The sequence below is a fragment of the Caballeronia grimmiae genome, from assembly GCF_000698555.1.
In the GTDB taxonomy this organism is placed as follows: domain Bacteria; phylum Pseudomonadota; class Gammaproteobacteria; order Burkholderiales; family Burkholderiaceae; genus Caballeronia; species Caballeronia grimmiae.
Map to the genome: position 1 here is coordinate 24,871 of NZ_JFHE01000043.1, position 20,060 is coordinate 44,930.

Consider the following 20,060-nt stretch of genomic DNA (forward strand, 5'->3'; position numbering starts at 1 on the left):
CCTCGCTGAACGTTATTCGGAGCCGCGTCCGAGACCGAAAAGGCCGGTCGGGCGCACCACGAGAATCACGAGGAAGATCGCGAAATAGACGACTTCCTTCATGTCGGGCGAGATGTAGTAGCCCGCGAGACTGTCGATGAGCCCGATCACGATCGATCCGACGAGCGCGCCCGGCAGGCTGCCGAGACCGCCCAGCACGACGATGACGAACGCGGTGAGCACGAAGTACTGGCCGACGGTCGGGAACACCGGATACTGCGCGACCAGCAGGCCCGACGCGAGTCCGACCAGCGCCGCGCCGATGCCGAACGCGAGCACGTAGGTGCTCTTTACGTTCACGCCCATCAGCGAGGCCGCGTAGCGATGCTGCGCCACCGCGCGAAACGCGCGTCCGGTATAGGTGCGCTGCAGGAACAGATGCAGCCCGCCCGCGACCGCAAGCGCGGCGGCGAACGTGAACAGTTGCCCGCTCACGATGTTGATGTCGCCGAATTGCAAATGCTCGGTGCCGAACGTGACCTCGACTGGATGCACGTCCGCGCCGAAGATCATCAGTGCGAGATTGACGAGCGCGGTCGATACGCCGACCGTCGCGAAAATCTGGATGTGGGCATCGGCGGAAAGCAGCGGCTGGATGATGAAACGCTGGATGAGCACGCCGAGCGCGAACAACAGCACCGCAACCGGCGCCGCCGATACATACGGATGCCAGCCGAGCTTCGCGGCGAGCAGCCAGACGGCGTACATGCCGACCATCAGCAGTTCGCCGTGCGCGAAGTTGACCACGCGCACGACGCCGAAGATCAGCGTGAGGCCGATGCTGATGATCGCGTACGCGCCGCCGAGCAAAAGGCCGTTGACGAGAAGTTGCAGAAGGATAGACATGCTCGTTTCCCGGACGCCGCGCGGCGCATCGGCGCCACGCGGTTCGAGTGAAAGAGGAATGAGGCTTGATCGCGGCGGAGTTACTGCGCGGCAACCGGCTTGGCGATCGCAACCGATTCCGGATACACGGTCACGAGCTTGCCGCCTTGCCACTGCATGACGTTGGTGGTCGCGAGCTGGTTCTGCCCGTTATCCGCGAACTGGAAGCCCCAGCCGGCCGCGGTCGTGCCGGTCGCTTTCTTGTAGGCGAGGACGGCTGCGCGAATCTTGTCCTTGTCGGTGGACTTCGCGTTGGCGAGCACGTCGAGGAACGCCTTTGCGCCGACGTAGTTCACGAGGCTGTGGCCCGATCGCGGGGCCATGCCGAAGTGCTTCTGATATTCGGTGGTGAACGTGTCGAGGCCGGGCGCGCCTTTCTCGTTCATGGCGACTTGCGGGAAGTCGATGTCGTACACGCCGTTCATCGGCGCGCCGACGGCCTTGGCGGTATCGGCGAGCGAATAGCCGCCGCCCGCGCCGATGACGGCCTTCGGCTTGAAGCCTGCCTGCGCGGCCTGACGGAAGAACAGGATGGCATCGTTCTGATACGCCGTTTGCAGGACAACGTCGACGTCCGCGCCCTTGAGCCGCAGGATCAGCGAGGACAAATCCACGCTTTTGGCGGAATAGGGCAGCACCTGCACGACGTTCAGGCCGAGCTTCTTCGCGCCTTCCTTCTGAAAGCCGCTGACGAGCGTCCCGTACGGGCCGTCTTCGGCGATGATCGCGATCTTCAGCGCCTTCGGGTCCACTTTCAGTTGCGGGGCGACGACCTTGGTAAGCGCCTCGAGCGTGCTGTCCGCGAAGGTCTTGGTGGTCGAGTTGCTGCGATAGAGATACTTGAAGCCGCGGCTCGTGATGGTGTCGGCGGTCGCCCCGAGTTCGAAGAAGGGCACGCCGGCGAGCTCGGTCACCTGCGTCGCGGCCGACGACACCGCCGACGAGTAGCTGCCGAACACGGCGGTTACGTTTTCGACCGACGTCAGGCGGCGCGCTTCGCCGACGGCCTGATTGGCATCGACGGCATCGGCCTTCACCAGCACGACCTTGTCGCCGTTCACGCCGCCTGCGGCATTGCGTTCGTCCACGGCAAGCTGCACGCCGCGATAGCTTTCCTCGCCGAGCAACGCGAGACCGCCGCTAAACGGGAAAAGCGCGCCGATTTTCAGATCAGCCGCATGTGCGGCACCGACGCTCAGCGAGGCAAGGCAGGCGCCGAGTAAGCCGCGAAGGGCGGTGCGAGGAAAGGTCGAGGACATGCGTTGTCTCCATTGTAAGTATTTGACTCGCAGTAACGCGAATTTGAAGCGCTTCATTTTTTACGCGTGGCAGTGGCACTTGGACGCGCGCATGTCGCGCTGTCTGTCCTTCTGGTGAGAGGTCGCCGCTGTCCGCGCTTAGCTGAAGCGCTTCAATATTGAGTTCTGACTTCGACGCACGTCAACGAGGGGTTTCCCGACTCCGGCTTCCACCACCGACCGCTCTTCGAGCAACGCCTTCTCCTCAAAACCGCTGGCTGGCGCCAGACGATTCGGAGCTAGTCCGCCAACAAGTCGATCTTCCGTTCCTAGCGCTGCAGCAAAAGCACCGACGGAGTGCTCTCGATCGCCTGCGCATTCGTGCCCGGCGAACGCTGCCTGAGCAAGACAAGCGCTCTTGGCAGGAACACCGACCCCGATGCCGGTACTGCCCAATGGTCAGGCCGACGCGGACGTTGGCATCGTTCAGCACCACCGAGGATCTACTCAGCTAGCTCGCGAACCGCTGTTACTTCATCAGAAGCGCCGAGGCAAAGTACGCGGTCCGGCACGTTGTGGCAAAGCTTCCCGATCGCGCGTCGAAGGCGGTAAATATGCCTGATGGTGCACGCGATGCGCGGAGATCCGCACATCTTCGAACTAGCCGCGACGGTTGGAAATCGGACGCAACTGGGCCGCAAATCGCATTTTTAGCGAGTAATTTTTACTATATTAAGGATTTACATAGCTGTGCTTAGCAAGAAAATTATCGATTAGACGCCTTTCCTCTGAAATAACGCGTCCGTTCTTTTCTCAATACGCAAACGATTGCGGGCGTTTTTTCCTCCTTACGGTATGAGCATATCCAAGCTTTGCTTTCTTCCGATTGTTACTTTCAGATACGTTTTCGGTCGCTTTTCGGCCCATATACTTCGGCCTCCTTCACCAAACGTAAAAAATTGCCGTGTCGTTGAACAGCTTTCCCCAAACGCAGGACGAAACTTCCTTTTCTAGCGTCACCAGCACGACCAACGCTCCCTTTTCACGTAGAAAGTTCCTGACCTTCATGATGGCGGGTGCAGGAACTGCCACATTGGCTGCCTGTGGCGGCGGCGGCGACGCTGCCGGTACCGATGCCGCAGATCCTTCGGCGGTAGCAAAGGCCGCCTCATCGAGCGGGACGGTGATTCCGCCGGCAGCATCCATCACTGATAGTTCAGGCGCCGTGTGGACGCTCGTGGGCGGCCGTGCGACGCGCAACGGCGCATCGGTGGCGACCGGTTCCCCCGTCGCGTACACCACGATCCTCTACTTGAACGGCGTGATTCACGCCAAGAACACAGCAGGCAACTGGTACAAGAGCGGCACATCGCCGTGGATGAACCTGGGCGCCGCAGATCCGCGCACCGCGGCGAGCACCGGCTCGCAAGGCACCAGCAACACCAGCACGAACGGCGTGCTGCAAGACAAGTCATTCGGCGTGAAGGGGGATGGCACGACCAACGATCGCGCGGCGCTTCAGGCTGCCATCGACGGCTCGGTCGGCCAGATTCTTCTCATCACCGGCAAGAGCCGCATCGACACGACGGGTCTCACGCTGCGCTCCAACACGCATATCCGCTTCGCGCCGGGCGCGTCGATCAAGATGCTCTCGCACAACACCGGCTCCTATCAGATGATGCGCGTGTGGGACGTGAGCAACGTGAACATCGAAGCACCGTATCTCGACGGCAGCAAGGAACTGAACTCCGCCGGTTCGGGCGAGTGGGGCATGGGCATCTCGATCAACGGCTCCACGGGCGTCACGATCACGAACCCGACGACGATCAACTGCTGGGGCGACGGCATCTACATCGGCAATAGCCAGAGCGGCTCGAACAAGACCAGTTCGAACGTGTCGATCAGCGGCCACCACGCGAACGGCTGCCGCCGTCAAGGCGCGACGATCACGTCCGGCAGCGGGATCACGTTCACCAATCCGCTCTGGGAAAATATTGCGGGCACTGCGCCGGCATGTGGCCTCGACATCGAGCCGAACGACAACAACGCCGTGCTTCAGGCCATCAAGATCGTCAGCCCGACGACTCAGGGTTGCGCGGGCGGCGGCATCCTGGTGTACCTCGGCTTCTTGCCCGGACCCGTCGCCAAGAACGTCGACATCCAGATCACGAACCATACCGACCGCTGCACGACCGATTCGTTCGACGTCCAGGGTCTTCGGTTGAATGGCTGCGTCGTTACGGGCGCGATCACCAGCACGAACCCGGTGTGGAAAAAGAACTGGTATTTCGCTGACTGGGACAGCAACGGCCCGAAGGTGTCGGTCGTGAATCCCAAGGTTGGCTAAGCCCGGAGATGTGCCGCTCGTGTTTGCGGACCAGCTGGAAGAAAGTGCGTGAGGTCGTGTGTTGTCACGGCAGCATCTCAAGGGGTACTGAGGCGGACCTTGCGTATCGAGTAGCGGATCGCTCTGGCAAGCAGACGGTTCGTCATCGGCTCGATCAGCCGGTCGGCGGTGCGCCGAGATGACGGAATGCGTCGATCTCCTTCCGCGCTGCGTTCATTCGAACTGCAGACGAAGGGCTGAGGCACTCCGAGACGCGCCGTTGACGCCTCGATCCGCTGAAACGGAGATAGGTCGCGAGTGTTGATTCTTGCTGAGTTCGGTGTAGCGTTCGCGCCGCCTCACGCGTGACGAGGCTGCGAGCCTTGGCTGCCACCGGCAGCCAAGGAATCCGGGCCATCGCCAAACCAGCGCTGGTTCATAGTCAGCGCACACCCTCTCACTGCAGGATCAAAGCGCGCTCACCTTGAAGACGGAGACCGCGCGGCGAAGGCTGTTCGCCTGCTCTGACATAGCTTGTGCCGCGGCGCTAGCTTGCTCGACAAGAGCGGCATTCTGCTGAGTGACTTGATCCATCTGGCTAACGGCGACGTTGACCTGTTCGATACCCGTGCTTTGCTCATTCGATGCCGAGGCGATGTCGCCCATGATGTCGGTTACGCGTTTGACCGAGCGCACCAGCTCATCCATCGTGTTGCCTGCGTCGAGCACGAGCGACGACCCCGCGTTCACATGTTCCACCGAGCTGCTGATCAGGTCTTTGATCTCCTTCGCAGCAGTCGCGCTGCGCTGTGCGAGCGTGCGCACTTCTCCTGCGACGACCGCGAACCCGCGCCCTTGCTCGCCGGCGCGGGCGGCTTCGACGGCGGCATTCAACGCAAGAATATTCGTTTGAAACGCGATCCCTTCGATCACCGAGATGATCTCCGCCACCTTCGATGAGCTGTCCGAGATATCGCGCATCGTCGAGACCACGCGCTGAACGACCTCGCCGCCTTCGGCCGCAGTACCGGAGGCTGACGTCGCAAGAGAACTCGCCTGAAGAGCGTTCTCGGTGTTCAGCCGTACGGTAGAGGTGAGTGCCTCCATACTCGACGCGGTTTCCTCCAGTGACGCGGCCTGCTCTTCGGTTCGTTGCGACAGGTCGACGTTGCCCTGTGCGATCTCGCCGGCGGCTACCGAAATCGATTCGGCGGAAGTCTTGATGCCGGCGACAACGATGCTAAGTTGCCTGCGCATGGCCTCGAGAGATGCCATAAGACTGCTGTCATCGCTTTGCGTAACGTTCATAGTCATCGTCAAGTTGCCTTCGGCGATTTGACGCGCCATTTCTTGAGCTTCGGCAGGTTCCCCGCCCAATTGCTTAACGATGCTGCGAGTGATGACGATCGCTGAGACCAAACCGGTTAACAAAGCAAGTGCGACGATTGAACACATCGCTATGCGGATCGATTTATAGGACGCGGCCGCTTCGTTAGCAGCCTGATCGTTAAGTTCGGCTTCGAGAGAAGCAAGGTCTGCAAGGTGGCCAAGCCATACGGACTGTTTCGGTCTCGCCTCTTGTAGAAGGACTTTGGTTGCGGCATCTGCATCGTTCGCCAGACCGAGGGCACTGGCCTTGGCTAGCAGCGGGAGTGCTGCGGCTTCATCTTCCTTGATTGCCGCAAACAGCGCCGTCTCCCGCGCAGTTGTGCGAGGGTTAGAGGCGAACGTCTTTCCGAGAGCCTGATATGCACCGGCATATATGGCCTCTTGTCGTTTAATGCGATCTGCCTCCTTTGACATTGCAGAGAAATCGGTCAGAAGCGCAAGGTTGCGAATCGCAATTGCCCGATCCTGCACTGACGATTTCATCTCGTTGGCTAGCTTTGTTTGGGTGTTATTAACGCTCGATATGTCGTTGAGGTTCCGGTAGATCAAGGACATACCGTAAAAAGCGAGCCCGGCAATAGTGATCAGCAGCACAAGCAAGCTGACAAAACCAATAGACAGGCGAGTGGAGATGCGAAGGTTTTTCATGCGTGTTTAAATAAATGTATATTTGGATTACGACAAAAGCTGGACGAACTTAAGCGTCATCGAGACATGGTCGGGCCGATGCTGTCGTTCGGCGGGAGTTGGCGGCGGAGTTACGATGTGTGCGCTTCTTTGGCTGAAGCGGCTTGCTGTTGATGCGCGGCGCTGTCGCAAGTACTAGGCAGCCGGCGAATTGCGGTATATGGGCAATACGCTGATCACAATCGGTATGTCCCGGTGGAAGAGACGCGATACACGCTCATAGGAATGCGCGCCTGTAACGGCGAAAAACCGCGGCCAGCGACACGAGATGTGAATTCGAAAATCCGCAACCGGCGCACGGGGCGGTTTCTCATCGTGAGACCACACTGGCGCCATGATTTTGTGACGCGCACGCCTTCGAACCTCGAAACGGCCGTCGCCGTTTCAAGCCGCAGATGTTTTGAAGAACCGACAAGCGTCGAGGTCGGGACTGTGACTGATGCTTTCCCAGGCGGGCCGGCTAAGAAGATCGAGGCGCAACTCGAGCGTGGTGAATACGCTGATTTATTCCCGAACTAAAAAGAGTGCAGTTGCCCTTCAAGCACCGACGCGGGAAACCGTTCTCTGGATCGCCGGCACTCGATTTTCTATCGATTGGTTTGGGCAGGCCCTCAGACATCAGCCTTTGACGATGCACCATGCGTGCATAAATTCCCGGGGCTGCAAACTACGTCCTTGCGCGACATCCGGATGCCTCGCCTTAAGTCGCGATATCGTGCGGATCGTTGATAACGGGCGGTCCGATTTTGAAGTTTGAGAAACGCACCTCCAGTCCGCCGCGCTCAGGTGTAGCACATTGAGCCGACGAGCCAGTGTGCGTTTGCATCGCTTTGCGGGAAAGGCGCGATACGCATCGGTGTCCGGTTCCGTTCATCAGCGCGGACCACGCAGCGTCGCCGCCGTGGAGATGATGCAGAACGCCTGCGAGAAGATCCGGAACAAATCCGCGATACGGCGCAAACCGAATCACCGCACCTAGATTTGCCTGGCTTGGTCGCTCCCCGCCGCATAAAACGACTCCGCGGCGCAAGTCCTCCGTTCGGCCTGCGCGCGGCGCTAGCGCTTCGTTGCGAAGGCGTTCAAGCGTCCTCCAGACTCTCGCCGCGCTCGGCGATCATCTTGCCGAGCTCGCGCGTCGACAGCACGCGCCGCATTGGATTCGTCGAACCGGATTCGTCCTCCGCGAGATTCTCAATGATCGTCAGCAGCACCTTGCGCGCGACCTTGATGTCGCGCTCGCTCAAACCTGTCACGCTGATGTCGTTGACTTCCTCCGCCAGCGGCACGAGCTTGTCTTTCAGCGCACGGCCCTCGGGCGTCAGATACACGTGCGTGTTCTTCTTGTTCTCCGGACGCTGCTGACGCTCGACCAGCCCGAGCTTTTCCATCGCGGTCACGGCGGCGAACGTGGTGGGCGCCATCACGCCCGCCTGCTCGCTCAGTTCGCGCTGCGTGAGGCCATCGGTCTCCCACAGGATCCGTAGAAACGTCCAGTGCCCGAACGACACCGCGTGCTCCGCGAGCCGCATCTGCAACGCGCGCACCATCGAACGCGCAGCGTCCTTCACGAGGTGCGCGAGACGATCGTTCGGCACCGATTCGTGCCAGTGGCGCAGCATCTCCGCCGTTTCTCGCGGCGCGCCTTCCGCAGTCTTTTTCCGTGTCATGACAGTGTCTTTCCCGTAGAGCGATTCTTTCCCGACATGATAGCCGCTGGCTTGCCGATCGAAGCCCGGACACGCGTCTCGGTGCAAACCCGGACTTGTTCCAGGCGGCCCGTCTCCTTACCATTATGATTAGATATCGAATAAAACGCAGATGCCGGGCCGTGGTCGCGCGCGGCGGTGCATCGTCCTAATGAGCACGGGAATCGGAGACGTTTGGTGGCCAAATCCACAGTCACGCAATTCATTTCGGAATCGGACGCGGCGGCAGCGCGCGTCGAGGCCACGTATCACAAGGTCACCTGGCGGCTGATGTCGTTCATCTTCGTCTGCTGGGTGCTGAACTATCTCGACCGCGTGAACGTCAGCTTCGCGCAGCTGCACCTGAAGCAGGATCTCGGCTTGTCCGATGCCGCGTACGGCCTCGGCGTGAGCCTGTTTTTCATCGGCTATATCTTGCTGGAAGTGCCGAGCACGCTGTGGCTCAAGAAGATCGGCGCGCGCCTGACGATCTCGCGCATCATGATCCTGTGGGGCGGCATCTCCACCGCGATGGCCTTCATGACCACGCCGACGCAGTTCTATGTCGCGCGGATTCTGCTGGGCGCGGCCGAGGCGGGATTCTGGCCCGGCATCATCCTGTATCTGACGTACTGGTATCCGGGCGCGCGGCGCGCGCGCATCACGTCGCGCTTTCTGCTGGCGATCGCGGCGGCGGGCATTATCGGCGGGCCGTTGTCGGGCTGGATCCTGCATAACTTCGTCGACGTGCTCGGCTACAAGAACTGGCAGTGGCTGTTCTTCCTGGAAGGCCTGCCCGCGCTGGTGATGGGCGTGGTCGCGTTCTTCTATCTCGTCGATCGTCCGCAGGATGCGCGCTGGCTCGACGACGAGCAGAAGAAGATCATTCTCGATGCGCTCGCCGCCGACCGCGCCGCAAAGAAGCCTGCGAAGCACACGCGCCATCAACTGCTGGTCGCGCTGAAGGACCCGCGCGTGTATATCCTCGCGGCGGGCTGGGGCACGGTGCCTTTGTGCGGCACGATCCTGAACTACTGGACGCCGACGATCATCCGTCAGGCGGGCGTCTCGGACGTGCTCAACGTGGGCTTGCTGTCGGCGTTGCCGTACATCATCGGCGCGCTCGGGATGTTCGCGGTGGCGCGCAGTTCCGACGTGACGCTGGAGCGGCGCTGGCATTTCTTCGCCTGCACGGCGATCGGCGCGCTGGGCGGCTTTCTGCTGCCGGTGCTGTCGGGCAACACGGCGGCGGCCATCCTCTGTCTCGGCATGATCTCGATTTCGTACTTTGGCGCGGCCGCGATCATCTGGTCGATTCCACCGGCTTATCTCTCCGATGACGCGGCCGCCGCGGGCATCGGCGCGATCAGCAGTCTCGGGCAAGTGGGCGCGTTCTGCGGCCCCATCGCGCTCGGCTGGATCAAGACGATGACGGGCAGTCTCGCCATCGGTCTCTCCGCAATCGCCGCGATCGTGATGCTCGGCGGCCTCGCCGTGCTGATAGGCGTGCCGGCCAATACGCTGCGCGAGCACGCGGAAACGCATTCGTAACGATCGGTTCTCGCAGCACGGGCGGCGTCTTCGTCATGAAGACGCCGCTTTCTTTTGGTGACGATCCGATGCGTTTCAGGGAAAACCCGCTTGCTTCTAAATGATTAGATATCTAATATAAACGGCATGGTGATCGATGCTGAACACGGCGCGATCGAATGGATCGACAAGCAGGGGAGCAGGTGCAATGAACGACGAACTGTCATTCAGGACGCTCGTAGTGACGAAGAAGGATCAGGTGGCGGAGGGCATCTTCCGTTTCGAACTGCGCGATGAGGCCGGGCCCGCGCTGCCGCCATTCACGGCGGGTGCGCATCTGACGGTGCGCGTGCCGAGCGGCGCGAATCGCAACTATTCGCTGTGCAACGATCCCGACGAAGCCGACCGCTACGTGATCGCGGTGAAGCGCGACGCGGCAGGGCGCGGCGGCTCGTTGAGCATGACGGACGATGTCGCGGAAGGCGACCGCATCGAGGTCTCCGAACCGCGCAACGAGTTCGGGCTGAGCGAGCGCGCGCGAAGCTTCGTGTTCGTCGCGGGCGGCATCGGCATCACCCCGATTCTTTCGATGATGCGTCACCTCAAGGCCACCGCCGGCCCGCGCTTCAAGCTGTATTACGTGTCGCGCAGCCCTGAGACGACCGCTTTCATCGACGAACTGTCGAGCGCGGAATGGAAGCCGCACGTCGTCATTCATCACGATCACGGCGATCTGGCCGATGCGTTCGATTTCTGGCCAGTCTTCGAGAAGCCCGGCAGCGGCGCGCATGTCTACTGCTGCGGCCCGCGCGCGCTGATGGACGGCGTGCGCGACATGACCGGCCACTGGCCGACGGGCAGCGTGCATTTCGAGAGCTTCGGCGTGGACCAGTCGCGCGCGGCGGAGAACACACGGTTCAGCGTGAAGCTGGAGCGCTCGGGCCGCTGGTTCGAGATTCCGAAGGACCGCTCGATCCTCGAAATTCTGCGCGATAACGGCATCCGCGCGCCGAGCTCATGCGAGAGCGGCACGTGCGGATCGTGCCGCACGACGCTGTGCGCGGGCGAGGCGGACCATCGCGACATGGTGCTCGGCGACGACGAGAAGCGCGATCAGATCATGATCTGCGTGTCCCGTGCGAAGAGCGAAGAACTCGTACTCGATCTTTGAATATCTGGAGAAGCGTCAATGCTCACGCATGAAGAAAACGAATTGCTGTGCCGTGTCGAAGGCGATGCCCCGATGGGCCAGTTGATGCGCCGTCACTGGACGCCCGTGTGCCTCATCGAGGAAGTGAGCGAGCCGGACGGCGCGCCCGTGAAGGCGCGCGTGTTCGGCGAGGATCTCGTCGTGTTCCGCGATACCGACGGCAACGTCGGCGTGATGGACGAATACTGCCCGCACCGGCGCGTGTCGCTCGTGTACGGGCGCAACGAGGATTGCGGCCTGCGCTGCCTCTATCACGGCTGGAAGATGGACGTGAAGGGCAACGTCATCGAAATGGTCTCCGAGCCTTCGTGCAGCGACATGACGAAGAAGGTCAAGCACAAGGCCTACGAAACGAAGGAATGGGGCGGGTTCGTGTGGGCGTACATGGGTCCGCAGGACGCGATTCCCGAGTTCGTGCCGCCCGCCTGGGCGCCGACCGAAGACACGCGCGTGACCATCGCGAAAGCGATTCTGCCGTGCAACTGGGCGCAGATTCTCGAAGGCGCGATCGATTCCGCGCACAGCTCCAGCCTGCATTCGTCGGACTTCGTGCCGGCGCGCGTGGGCGGCGCGGAAGCGACCTCGAAAAACTGGCTGCGTCCGTCGACGGACAAGGCGCCGCGTCTGCAGGTGCATCGCACCGAATTCGGTTTCCGCTATGCCGCGCTGCGCCGTCCGATCCAGAACGCCGCGACGCACGATTACGTGCGTTCGACCGTGTTCGTCGCGCCGGCGACCGCGCTGATTCCGCCGAATAACCTGTACAACGTCGCCAACATCAACGTGCCCTGCGACGACACCAGCACCGCGTTCTACTTCATGGCGTGGGGACATCCCGACAAGACGCCGGAAACCGAAACGTGGCGCAAGTTTCTCGGGCAGCAGGTCGGCATCGATCTCGACCAGTACTACCGGCCGCTGCGCAATCACGACAACCGCTTCTGGCAGGATCGCGAGGCGATGAAGGCGGGCAACTTCACCGGCATCAAGGGCTTCCCGAATCAGGACATCGCGATGTGGGTGACGATGGGCGCGGTCGCCGATCGCACGGAGGAGCGCCTGGGCGCGAGCGATGTTGCTGTCGTCGAATTCCGCCGCCGCATGCTCGATGCGCTGAAGGCGTTTCAGGCGGGCGAAGAAGCCATCGGCACCGGCGACAAGGCGATTCCGCGCAGCGTGTGCTCGTTTCAGGCGATGGTGCCGAAAGACACTGACTGGAAGCAGTTCGACGCGCATCCGGTGTGGGTCGAGCGTGCGGACGAGGCCGCGCCCGCGCTCGAATCGAACTATCAGGTTCAGGTTTGATGGCGACGATCCGACTCGGCATCGCGGGACTGGGCCGCGCCTTCTCGCTGATGCTGCCGACGTTTCTCTCCGACGCGCGCGTGCGGCTCGTCGCGGCGTGCGACCCGCGCGAGACGGCGCGCGCGCAGTTCGAAGCCGACTTCGATGCGCCCGCGTATGCCGACATCGAAGCCCTCGCGAAGCGGCCGGACATCGATGCCATCTATATCGCGAGCCCGCATCAGTTTCATGCGGCGCACACGCGGATCGCGGCGGCGCACGGCAAGCACGTGCTCGTCGAAAAACCGATGGCGCTGTCGCTCGCCGAATGCGACGACATGATCGGCGCGTGCCGTGAAGCGAACGTGCATCTGATCGTCGGCCATTGTCACAGCTTCGATACGCCGTATCTGCGCACGCGCGAGCTGATCGCGTCGGGCGCGTTCGGCGATGTGAAGATGATCCACGCGCTCAACTACACCGACTATCTATATCGGCCGCGACGGCCCGAGGAACTGAAGACGGAGGAGGGCGGCGGCGCGGTGTTCAGCCAGGCGGCGCATCAGGTGGATATCGTGCGCATGCTCGCGGGCGGCCGCGCGACGCGCATTCGCGCGGCCGTCGGCAACTGGGATGCGGCGCGTCCGACCGAAGGCGCGTACACCGCGACGCTGTGGTTCGAGAACGGCGCATTCGCGACGCTTTCCTATAACGGCTACGCGCATTTCGATTCCGACGAGTGGACCGGCTGGATCGGCGAAATGGGTCAGACGCGCAGCGCGGATGGATACGGCGCGGCGCGTCGCAAGCTGTCGAAGGTTGCGTCGGCGGATGATGAAGCGCGGCTCAAGGCGGCGGGCACGTACGGCGGCAACGCGTACACGCCTGCATCGAAAGTGGCCGAAACGCGCAGGCATCAGCATTTCGGGCCGCTGATCGTGTCATGCGAGCGCGGCGATTTGCGGCCGATGCCCGATGGCATCGTCGTGTACGGCGACGAGCGGCGCGAGCGTATCGAGCTCGACGCGCCCGCGGTGCCGCGCGCGGAAGTCATCGACGAACTGATCGCCGCCGTGCATGGCGGCGTCGCTCCGCTGCACGACGGCGCATGGGCGCGCGGCACGCTGGAAATCTGCCTCGCGATGCTGCAATCGAGCGACGAACAGCGCGACGTGCTCATCGGCGGCTAAGACATCGAATCGAATTGATAAGGAATGTTGAATATGAGCAAGCTCAATCTGTCGGTGGCGGTGGGCAATTACGATCGCATGCGGCCGCTGGTCGATGGCGAAGTGCAGATCGACGGCGTCGATCCGGTTTTCATGCTGCAAGACCCGGAAGAGATCTTTTTTCGCGCGTTCCGTCACGCGGATTACGACATCTGCGAACTGTCGCTGTCGAGCTATAGCGTGAAGACGGCGGCGGGCACGAGCCCGTACATCGCCGTGCCGATATTTCCGTCACGCGCGTTTCGCCATACGTCGATCTACGTGCGCAACGATCGTGGCATCGACTCGCCCGCCGATCTTAAAGGCAAGCGCATCGGCGTGCCGGAGTATCAGTTGACGGCCAACGTGTGGGCGCGTCTCTTTCTGGAAGAAGACCACGGCGTGAAGGCGTCGGACGTGACGTGGATTCGCGGCGGCTATGAAGAAGCGGGGCGTCTGGAGAAGATCAGCCTCAAGCTGCCCGGCGATGTGCGGCTCGAGAACGCGCCCGAGAACCAGACGATCTCAGGCATGCTCGCGTCCGGCGAAATCGATGCGCTCATCGGCCCGCGCGCGCCGTCGTGCTTCACGAACGGCCATCCGAACGTGAAGTATCTCTACGACGATCCGCAGAAGGCCGCCGCCGACTGGTACACGCGCACGAAGCTGTTCCCGATCATGCATCTGCTGGGCGTGCGGCGCGCGCTCGCGGAACAGCATCCGTGGCTGCCGGGCGCGGTGGCGAAGGCCTTCGAAAAGAGCAAGGCCGTCGCGCTCGCGAAGCTGAACGACACGTCCGCGACCAAGGTGACGCTGCCGTTCGTCGAAGAACAGTTGCGCAACGCGCGCCGTCTCATGGGCAACGATTTCTGGTCGTACGGCTTCGAGCCGAACCGGCATGTGCTGTCGCGCTTTCTGAAGCGGCATCACGAAGAAGGTTTGTCGAGCCGGCTGCTGCAGCCGGAGGAACTGTTCCATCCGGCCACGCTGGAAAGCTTCAAGATCTGAGCGTCAACGCGGCGTCGGTGTCGCGCGGGTGCCGAGGGTGCGCGTTCCTTCGGTTCCTGCGCGCTCGTGTCGTACAGGCGGGCCGAAACGGAGAACGCGCCGACCAGCAGGAAGCTCACGCCGGACGAGGACTGCGTGGCGATGAAGCCGATCGGCACCGGCGTAGCGCCGAGCAGAAGCGCCCCCCGTTGTATGAGCCGCCGACCGCCGTGCCGCGAATGCGCGTGGCGAGGCTCTCGGACATGAACGCGCCCATCATGGCGAGCGGGACGTCATAGAGAAAGCCGCAGGACACGCGGCGACATTTCGCGGAGCACCATCGAGCCGTCGTTAAGGCGATGGCCGAGCGCGACGGCGCAACGGCGGCCACGCGCATGCGTGACCCTCTGCTGAACGTGCAACGGCGGATACCGACGCAGGGAGAATGAAGCGATAACGCCATCCGATAGCAGCCGGAGTAGACTTGAATTTCGCGGCGCGTTCGCTGCGAAAGGAGCTTGCTATGAGACTCGCTGAATTGTTCAGACACGCGAAACGGGGTGCCGCTGGGACGCATGGCGGCGATGCGGAGCACCACGACGAAAGTGCGAAGTCGGCCCAGAAAGAGTCGAAAAAGCTTTGGGACGTGATTGGCCGTAATCGGCACAAGAAAGCGAAATGGCAGTAGGGGAGATGACGCCCGGCGTGGGCGCGCCGGGCGTTGCGCAGCCTGGATCGCGGTTTCCCCGGGGAAACCGCGTAATCGCCGCTAACAAGCGTGCGGCAACGCATCACAGCGCCGCGTCTGTCTATTACAAGTAAGGGCTAGTGTGTGCAGCAAGTCCAAAGGCCCGCCCCGGGTCTATATCCCCGGCTACGCAGGACTAGAACCTCCCCGCGCGGTAGGGATGTGGACTGGTGAAGCCCGCTTCTCCGTCCATTAACTCGCTCAGCAGCCTGCCCGTCACCGGCCCGAGCGTCAGTCCGTGATGCGCATGTCCGAACGCGAACCAGAGACCGGGATGACGGTCCGCCGGCCCGATCACCGGCCGCATATCCGGCGTGCAAGGTCGCATCCCGAGCCACGGCGCGTCGTCGATGCGCGCCCCGAGGCCGAACATCGGACGCGCAACGCGTTCCGCTCGTTCCAGTTGCACCGGACTCGGCGGCCTATTTCGAGACGCCAGTTCGACGCCGGTCGTGAGGCGCAGCCCGCGCCGCATCGGGGCGACGACATAGCCGTTCTCGATATCGACGACGGGCCGGGATAGGGCAGCGCGGCCGTCGCTCTCGTAATGCATGTGATAGCCGCGCTTCGCGACCAACGGAATGCGGTAGCCGAATTTGCGCGCAAGATCTCCGGACCAGACGCCGAGCGCGATGACCGCCGCCTGCGCCTCCACGAGCCCGCTCGACGTCATTACGCGCCAGCCGCTGCCCGACTGTTGGAGCGTCGCGGCGTCGCCGCTCAGGATGCGTCCGCCCTGGCGCTCGAACAGCGCCGCATATCCTTTTGTCAGCGCGCCGGGATCGATGACACTGCGCGGGTCGGTCCAGTGAATTGCGCCCGCGTATCCGTCTGCAAGCGATCCCTCCAGCCGATGCAGCCCGGCCGCATCGAGCGCCTTCATGCCCAGGCCGTGCTCGCTAGCGATGCGCGCGGCATCGCTCGCCTCGCGCTCGAACTGCTCGGGCGAGCGATAGGCTTCGAGCCAGCCCGTGGGCCGCACGAGATCGGAGAGACCCGCGCGCGCGATCAGCGCCTCATGCTCGGCCACGCTGTTGCCGATGAGCGGAAGCATGTCGCGCGCGGCGGCGGCAAGACGCGCCGGCGCCGACTCCCACCAGTAGCGCGCGAGCCACGGCCCATAGGCGGGCAGGGAGCGCAGGTCGTAGCGCAGCGCGGTCGAACGGTTCATCGCGAACTTGAACACGGTGCGCAGGTCGCGCGGAAACGCATAGGGCACCACCGACGACGCCTCGATCAGCCCCGCATTGCCGAAGCTCGTCGCTTCACCGGGCGCGCGCCGGTCGACGAGCGTCACCTGCCATCCGCGCTGCTGCAAATGCAGCGCGACGCTCACTCCCACGATACCCGCGCCGAGCACGATCACGTCCTGAGCCATGTTGCAGAGCCTGCTGAAATAGTTATTTGGCGATGATGTCGCGTTTGAAATATTTTTGCGAGAGCTGGCTGAGCGTTCCGTCCTTCTTGAGCGAATCGAGCGCGGCGACGACCTTTGCCTTCAACGCGGCGTCGTCCTTGCGCAAGCCGATGCCCGTGCCCTCCCCGAGCGTGGACGGATCGGTCAGCGGGGCGCCCGCGAAATCGAAGTCCTTGCCCTCGGGCTTCGCGAGAAAGCCGTCGATCGCCGTCTGCACTTCCTGCACCGCGCCGTCGAGCCGCCCGGCCGAGAGATCCGCGAAAATCTGGTCCTGACTCTGGTACGTGACGACCTGCACGCCCGCGCTCGCCCAGTGCTTGCGTACGTAGTCCTCCTGCGTCGAGCCTTGCAGCACGCCGACGCGCTTGTCCTTCAGGCTTGCAGGCGTCGGCTCCAGATGCGAGCCGCGCTTTGCGATCATCTGGATCGGCATCACGTAGACGGGCGGCGTGAAGTCGATGGCCTGCTTGCGCTTGGCCGTGATGTTCATCGCCGAATTGATCGCGTCGAACTTGCGCGCCTGCAGCGCGGCGATCAGCCCGTCGAAGCTGTTTTCCACCCACACGCACTTCATCTTGACGCGCTCGCACACCGCATTGCCGATGTCGATGTCGAAGCCTTCAAGCGTGCCTGCCGGCGTCTTGCTCTCGAACGGCGGATACGACGCCTCGACGCCGAAGCGCAAGGTCTGCGAATCCGCGTGCGCCACGCCGATTGTGAACGCGAAACTCGCCGCGCCCGCGAAGCAAATCATCTTCCAGTTCATTGTCGTCACCCAAGGTCGTATTTAACTTGCCGCGCGGGCATCGCCGAGCGCCCACAGGAAATATAGTCCAGAAACAGAATAAAAGTCTAGAATGGACAAAAATGTCTATTCGTCCCAAAGCGGCTGCATGGCACGACCTGGCCGCGCGAACCGGAGGCTTCCGAATGAATTCCCTGTCCGAAACCACGCGCGATGAGTCGCCTTTCATCGTTCACGAAGACGGCGTGCGGCGAGCGCTGCCGTCGCTGGATATCCAGGGTGCTCTCGAAGACATGTTCGACGCGCTCGGCGGCGGCGACGCCGTGCAGCCGCCGCAGACGCTCACGCCTTTTCCGGGCGGCGCGGGCGATTTCATCACTTATCTCGGCGCGCTCGCCAAACACGGCGTGTTCGGCGCAAAGCTCTCGCCGTATATCGTGCATCCCGGCGCGCCGATCGTCACCGCCTGGACCGCGCTGATGTCGATGCGCACCGGCGCGCCGCTGATGTGGTGCGATGGCGCGCTCCTCACCACCGAGCGCACGGCGGGCACGACAGCGCTCGCGGTCGCGCGGCTCGCGCGCGCATCGAGCGAGCGTCTCGCGATCATCGGCTCGGGAAGCGTCGCGCTCGCGCACCTGCGGCATGTCGCGCCGTTGCGCGCATGGTCGGACATCCGCATTCGTTCGCCGCGCCTTGTGAACGACCACGAACGCGCCGACGAAGCGCGGGCGCTCGACGCACGCGTGCGCATCGCGGCATCGGTCGCCGAGTGCGTGCGCGATGCGGATGTCGTGTTGCTGTGCACGTCGTCGGGTACGCCGGTGCTCTCGCTCGATGCGCTCACGAAGCCCGCGCTCATCACCTCGATCAGCACGAACGTCGCTCGAGCGCACGAGATCGATCCGGCCGCGCTGAGTGCGCTCGATGTCTACTGCGACTATCGGCAGACGACGCCGTCGAGCGCGGGCGAAATGGTGATCGCGCAGGAGCGTCACGGCTGGTCGCTCGATGCGATTCGCGGCGATCTCGCGGAGCTCGTGCGCGGCGCGTGCCCGACGCCTTCTTTCGAGCGCAACGTGTTCTTCCGCTCCATTGGCCTCGGCCTCGAAGACATCGCGGTCGCGCACGCGCTCTACGTCCATCTCGCGAAGCCGCGCGCCGCGGATTAAGCAGTATCATCGGCTTTCACCGTTTCGGAACCCATGCCCCATTCCCAGTCAATGTCACGACGCAAGACGCCGAAGCCCGATGTCATCGCGCGCGAGGCGCTGCTTGCGCGCTATGCGCACATCGCGGACAGCATCACGACGCTGTTCTTTCCCTATGCCGAAGTCGTAATCCACGATCTGTCGGATCAGACCGTCGCATATCTGTCGAACAATCTGTCGAAGCGCGAGATCGGCGACGACTCCGCGCTCGAGGATGTCGAGGACACCGCGCGCGACCGGCTCGTCGGTCCCTACGAGAAGGTGAACTGGGATGGCCGCCGCATGCGCTGCGTGAGTACGGCGCTGTTCGACGACGCAGGCAACGCCGCCGGCGTGATGTGCATCAACTTCAACATCGCGGCTTTTGAGGAAATGCGTTCGACGCTCGATCTCTTCCTGCGCGGCGCGGGCGTCGTCGCGCAGCCCGTCGAGCTTTTCAAAGACGACTGGCAGGAGCGCATCAACACGTTTCTGCACGGCTGGCTGCGCGAGCGGCAGATCGCGCTCAATTCGCTCACGCGCGAACATCGGCGTGAACTCGTCGAGGCGCTGCACGCGCAGGGCGCGTTCAAGGGCAAGAGTTCGGCGAATTATGTCGCCAAGGTGCTCGGGATGGGGCGCGCGACTGTTTACAAACATTTGCGGGAGATGAAGGACGGGGGTTGAGCGGTGGGGTGGCGCTGGCGTGGAGCGCGGGCGGGTTGTGGTTAGTGGCTAGCGTTTGAGTTCCTTATGGATAACGAACTCGACGCCGGGCGCTTCCTTAAGCAGGAACGACAGACGGTTTCGTGAAGAGTTGCGCTAATCTCCGTCAGCATTGAATGTGTTCAACATAACCTGAAAACGCATTTCTAAATGTAGGTCCCAAGTTCAAATGTCGCGTTTCTGCCAGATAGAAACGTCGTGTTTTGACGTAGGTTCATTGCCAGGCAAGCGTCTCAGAAGCGCCGGCGAAGGCCCGCGTCCGCCGGTGTTGACGACACCGCTGCGCTCGATCAACACGCCTTGCGTCGAAGCTCTCCGTCGCGCTCAGACTCCCTCGGTCACGAAGCGTTGCGGTCCGTGCCGTTTTGAATATCGACGCGTTTCTCTTCGCCACCGAGAGGCAGGTAAAGTGTTGCTCTGACGATCCAGCCGCCAACGCCACCCTTCACGACGCTGAGCTTGTCCCCGCCCGTACCCTTCGCCCGATACATGCACACACTCGATCGGAGCCTAGGTCGCGCATGACCGACTCGTTGGCGTCAATGCCGACTCGGGTTGGCGCTGACAAACGTCACCGAAATCGCTTGCATTTCGCGATAGCGCCCCTAGCGACAATGCCTGCGAGAAATGTGCGACTCCTAACGTTAAAGCGCGCATTCCGCGTTTTGGTCGAAGCCGTTATCGGATATGGTGTCTCTAACCACTTAGCACACCACACCGGATCAGACGTCCGTGTGCCGTTTTGCCGTTTTGCCGTTTTGCCGTT

General features: G+C 62.5%; 16 protein-coding genes. 8 read left to right on the forward strand and 8 right to left on the reverse strand.

Features of this window, described 5'->3' with window-relative positions:
- Nucleotides 1–12: 12 nt before the first annotated feature.
- From BG57_RS26560 to BG57_RS33145, 3 genes are all read right to left on the reverse strand, one after another.
- Entirely contained in the window at nucleotides 13–885 is an 873-nt protein-coding gene (locus tag BG57_RS26560) for a branched-chain amino acid ABC transporter permease (RefSeq protein ID WP_035969840.1), read from the reverse strand.
- A gap of 80 nt (nucleotides 886–965) precedes the next feature.
- On the reverse strand, nucleotides 966–2,183 hold the full coding sequence (locus BG57_RS26565; protein WP_035969841.1) for an ABC transporter substrate-binding protein: 1,218 nt from the start codon (nucleotides 2,181–2,183) through the stop codon (nucleotides 966–968).
- 921 nt (nucleotides 2,184–3,104) lie between these two features.
- Nucleotides 3,105–3,371, reverse strand: coding sequence for a hypothetical protein (locus tag BG57_RS33145; RefSeq protein ID WP_160174754.1), 267 nt, complete (start codon nucleotides 3,369–3,371; stop codon nucleotides 3,105–3,107).
- Nucleotides 3,372–3,387: 16 nt separating this feature from the next.
- Here BG57_RS33145 and BG57_RS26570 point away from each other — a divergent pair, with 16 nt between their 5' ends.
- Nucleotides 3,388–4,509 carry a right-handed parallel beta-helix repeat-containing protein gene (locus BG57_RS26570; RefSeq protein ID WP_229753937.1) on the forward strand — a complete coding sequence of 374 codons (1,122 nt, stop codon included), beginning with the start codon at nucleotides 3,388–3,390 and terminating at the stop codon, nucleotides 4,507–4,509.
- A gap of 447 nt (nucleotides 4,510–4,956) precedes the next feature.
- Here BG57_RS26570 and BG57_RS26575 read toward each other — a convergent pair whose 3' ends face one another.
- Both BG57_RS26575 and BG57_RS26580 read right to left on the reverse strand, forming a co-directional pair.
- Nucleotides 4,957–6,525, reverse strand: coding sequence for a methyl-accepting chemotaxis protein (locus tag BG57_RS26575; RefSeq protein WP_052006015.1), 1,569 nt, complete (start codon nucleotides 6,523–6,525; stop codon nucleotides 4,957–4,959).
- Between the two features lie 1,118 nt (nucleotides 6,526–7,643).
- The gene (locus tag BG57_RS26580; protein WP_035969843.1) at nucleotides 7,644–8,231 is read right to left on the reverse strand and encodes a MarR family winged helix-turn-helix transcriptional regulator; all 588 of its coding nucleotides are present in this window, start codon (nucleotides 8,229–8,231) and stop codon (nucleotides 7,644–7,646) included.
- A gap of 216 nt (nucleotides 8,232–8,447) precedes the next feature.
- Here BG57_RS26580 and BG57_RS26585 point away from each other — a divergent pair, with 216 nt between their 5' ends.
- The 5 genes from BG57_RS26585 (at nucleotide 8,448) to BG57_RS26605 (ending at nucleotide 14,489) form a co-directional block, all read left to right on the forward strand.
- Nucleotides 8,448–9,800: an MFS transporter gene (locus BG57_RS26585; RefSeq protein ID WP_035969858.1), complete on the forward strand. Its 1,353-nt coding sequence runs from the start codon at nucleotides 8,448–8,450 to the stop codon at nucleotides 9,798–9,800.
- Nucleotides 9,801–9,987: 187 nt separating this feature from the next.
- A complete protein-coding gene (locus BG57_RS26590; RefSeq protein ID WP_035969845.1) occupies nucleotides 9,988–10,950 on the forward strand; it encodes a PDR/VanB family oxidoreductase in 963 nt (320 codons plus the stop codon).
- 18 nt (nucleotides 10,951–10,968) lie between these two features.
- Complete coding sequence (locus BG57_RS26595; protein ID WP_035969846.1) at nucleotides 10,969–12,294, forward strand: Rieske 2Fe-2S domain-containing protein; 1,326 nt, start codon at nucleotides 10,969–10,971, stop codon at nucleotides 12,292–12,294.
- Nucleotides 12,294–13,463 carry a Gfo/Idh/MocA family protein gene (locus tag BG57_RS26600; RefSeq protein WP_035969847.1) on the forward strand — a complete coding sequence of 390 codons (1,170 nt, stop codon included), beginning with the start codon at nucleotides 12,294–12,296 and terminating at the stop codon, nucleotides 13,461–13,463. The genes BG57_RS26595 and BG57_RS26600 overlap by 1 nt, the downstream gene beginning before the upstream one ends.
- Nucleotides 13,464–13,496: 33 nt before the next feature.
- Complete coding sequence (locus tag BG57_RS26605) at nucleotides 13,497–14,489, forward strand: ABC transporter substrate-binding protein (protein WP_035969859.1); 993 nt, start codon at nucleotides 13,497–13,499, stop codon at nucleotides 14,487–14,489.
- Between the two features lie 863 nt (nucleotides 14,490–15,352).
- Here BG57_RS26605 and BG57_RS26610 read toward each other — a convergent pair.
- Entirely contained in the window at nucleotides 15,353–16,594 is a 1,242-nt protein-coding gene (locus BG57_RS26610; protein ID WP_035969848.1) for an NAD(P)/FAD-dependent oxidoreductase, read from the reverse strand.
- Between the two features lie 22 nt (nucleotides 16,595–16,616).
- Nucleotides 16,617–17,399: an ABC transporter substrate-binding protein gene (locus BG57_RS26615; RefSeq protein ID WP_035969849.1), complete on the reverse strand. Its 783-nt coding sequence runs from the start codon at nucleotides 17,397–17,399 to the stop codon at nucleotides 16,617–16,619.
- Nucleotides 17,400–17,563: 164 nt separating this feature from the next.
- On the opposite strand from BG57_RS26615, the gene BG57_RS26620 reads away from it, so the two are divergent.
- Nucleotides 17,564–18,550 (forward strand): ornithine cyclodeaminase family protein, encoded by a 987-nt coding sequence (locus tag BG57_RS26620; protein WP_052006016.1) that lies wholly within the window; start codon nucleotides 17,564–17,566, stop codon nucleotides 18,548–18,550.
- 51 nt (nucleotides 18,551–18,601) lie between these two features.
- A complete protein-coding gene (locus BG57_RS26625; protein ID WP_035969851.1) occupies nucleotides 18,602–19,255 on the forward strand; it encodes a helix-turn-helix transcriptional regulator in 654 nt (217 codons plus the stop codon).
- Between the two features lie 377 nt (nucleotides 19,256–19,632).
- On the opposite strand, the gene BG57_RS33150 is transcribed toward BG57_RS26625, so the two are convergent.
- Nucleotides 19,633–19,785 (reverse strand): hypothetical protein, encoded by a 153-nt coding sequence (locus tag BG57_RS33150; protein ID WP_160174755.1) that lies wholly within the window; start codon nucleotides 19,783–19,785, stop codon nucleotides 19,633–19,635.
- Between the last annotated feature and the right edge of the window lie 275 nt (nucleotides 19,786–20,060).

Bases quoted from the DNA above. Each gene is read 5' to 3' on its own strand.
- BG57_RS26560 (WP_035969840.1), bottom strand. From the start codon at position 885: ATGTCTATCCTTCTGCAACTTCTCGTCAACGGCCTTTTGCTCGGCGGC.
- BG57_RS26565 (WP_035969841.1), bottom strand. From the start codon at position 2,183: ATGTCCTCGACCTTTCCTCGCACCGCCCTTCGCGGCTTACTCGGCGCC.
- BG57_RS26575 (WP_052006015.1), bottom strand. From the start codon at position 6,525: ATGAAAAACCTTCGCATCTCCACTCGCCTGTCTATTGGTTTTGTCAGC.
- BG57_RS26580 (WP_035969843.1), bottom strand. From the start codon at position 8,231: ATGACACGGAAAAAGACTGCGGAAGGCGCGCCGCGAGAAACGGCGGAG.
- BG57_RS26590 (WP_035969845.1), top strand. From the start codon at position 9,988: ATGAACGACGAACTGTCATTCAGGACGCTCGTAGTGACGAAGAAGGAT.
- BG57_RS26595 (WP_035969846.1), top strand. From the start codon at position 10,969: ATGCTCACGCATGAAGAAAACGAATTGCTGTGCCGTGTCGAAGGCGAT.
- BG57_RS26600 (WP_035969847.1), top strand. From the start codon at position 12,294: ATGGCGACGATCCGACTCGGCATCGCGGGACTGGGCCGCGCCTTCTCG.
- BG57_RS26605 (WP_035969859.1), top strand. From the start codon at position 13,497: ATGAGCAAGCTCAATCTGTCGGTGGCGGTGGGCAATTACGATCGCATG.
- BG57_RS26610 (WP_035969848.1), bottom strand. From the start codon at position 16,594: ATGGCTCAGGACGTGATCGTGCTCGGCGCGGGTATCGTGGGAGTGAGC.
- BG57_RS26615 (WP_035969849.1), bottom strand. From the start codon at position 17,399: ATGAACTGGAAGATGATTTGCTTCGCGGGCGCGGCGAGTTTCGCGTTC.
- BG57_RS26620 (WP_052006016.1), top strand. From the start codon at position 17,564: ATGAATTCCCTGTCCGAAACCACGCGCGATGAGTCGCCTTTCATCGTT.
- BG57_RS26625 (WP_035969851.1), top strand. From the start codon at position 18,602: ATGTCACGACGCAAGACGCCGAAGCCCGATGTCATCGCGCGCGAGGCG.
- BG57_RS33150 (WP_160174755.1), bottom strand. From the start codon at position 19,785: ATGTATCGGGCGAAGGGTACGGGCGGGGACAAGCTCAGCGTCGTGAAG.